At 57.8% G+C, this 1708-nt stretch carries 1 protein-coding gene; it reads right to left on the reverse strand.

Features of this window, described 5'->3' with window-relative positions; all coding sequences use genetic code 11:
- On the reverse strand, positions 1 to 1705 hold a 1705-nt coding region (locus NKJ01_RS36110), incomplete at its 3' end, for a GMC family oxidoreductase (protein ID WP_352735352.1).
- Positions 1706 to 1708: the final 3 nt, after the last annotated feature.

A 1708-nucleotide genomic window follows, 5' to 3' on the forward strand; every position in this document is an offset into this window, starting at 1 on the left:
CAGTCGGTTTCGGATGCGCGGATACGGCCAGCTCTTCCTTCAAAATTGCGTCAGAGATCTTCTCAGCCACCATGATCGTGGGAATGTTTGTGTTGGCCCGGGGGCAGAATGGCATGACCGAAGCGTCGGCAATCCTCAGACCGGAGACGCCGCGAACGCGTCCCGACGGATCGGTCACCGCAGTAGGGTCGGAGTCTGCCCCCATCCTGCAGCTCGACGTCGGATGCCAATTGCCCATAACGTTCTGACTGATAAACCGATCCAGATGCTGCTCGTCATTAATCAGATCTGAAATGCTAGAACCATCTGTTATGACGTGCTTGATTAGCCTGCGGCGCAGGCGCGCAGAGCTGTCCATGAACAGCGACAGAACCGAGGTAAGTCCGTAATTGATGCTATTGATCTTGCTAACCCGCTTCACTCGTGCGTTCCAAGTTGACGGAAACGGGTCAAGCGCCACCGCCGACAGTGGATCTTGCTGCATCAGGCGGGTCAGCAAACGGAAGCCCTGCTTCAATCGCTCGACATCCCGCTTGTCGCTCAACCAGTTGAAATCTACCTCCGGCTCTACGGCATGAGAGCGATCCTTGAGCACGATGGTACCTGTCGAATAACTGCGATTGACCCACACACAAAGGGTGCCGAGGCGCTTGCCGAGCGGATGCCAGGCCGATTTGGCAGCGGCTGATATTACCATATCCGTCGAAGGGCACCCATCGTAACCCGACGAGTAGCGAGCATGCATTTGGATATGCCCGCTCACATCAGGTAACATGCGATCGCCCTGCTTCAGATAGGCCGAAACGCAGATCGCCGGGTGCTCCTGAAGGTTCTGGCCCACACCTTTCAAGTCTGCAACAACGGGAATACCGAGCTTTGCCAGTTGCCCTGCCGGGCCCATCCCTGAGCGCATCAATATTGCGGGTGAATGGATCGCTCCAGCGCAGAGCACCACGGTCGAAGCGCGATACGATTGCCGGCCGGACTTGTTTTCCGCCTCGACGCCCGTTATCGCGGACCCTGACGAGGTCAGGCGCACCACTGTCGTTTCCGACAAGATAGTCAAATTGGGCCGAGAGCGGACGCTTTCGGACAAGTAGGCCATGGCAGCGGACACCCGGTGACCGTTGCGGTTGGTCAACGGAACGACAGAGTAGCCGTCACCCCATGCACCATTGAAGTCCGGTCTGAAATGAATACCCAGGGCGTCATATGCTTTGGACACCGCTCGAATAAAGCCGGACCAGTCTGATTGCCGAACACGCTGAATTGGCAGGGGGCCTTCCTTGCCGTGAAATTCGCCGTCGAAATCCAAATCGCATTCAAGGCGACGGAAGTAGGGCAGAACCTCGTCCCAACCCCAGCCCGTTGCACCGCTTGAGGCCCACTCATCGTAGTCTTCGGGAGCACCTCGGTTGGCCACCTGGCCATTAATACTTGAGCCGCCGCCGATAACCCGGGCCTGCTCGTAATGAACGGGCTTGCGGCCATCCCGCACCATGGTCACCTCGAGTGACGGCCATTGATAATCAGGATTGAGATAGGCACGCGTTGGACTGCCGTCGAGGATGTCGTCAGGGATAGCGTTCGGTGGGGTATCGGGACCTGCCTCGACGAGGAGCACGCGATTTCCATTGGCGGAAAGCCTGCTCGCCATCACGCATCCGGCCGAACCCCCACCGACGACAATGTAGTCGAAAACCAATGC

This window comes from Mesorhizobium sp. M0276, from assembly GCF_040321755.1.
Lineage (GTDB): Bacteria > Pseudomonadota > Alphaproteobacteria > Rhizobiales > Rhizobiaceae > Mesorhizobium.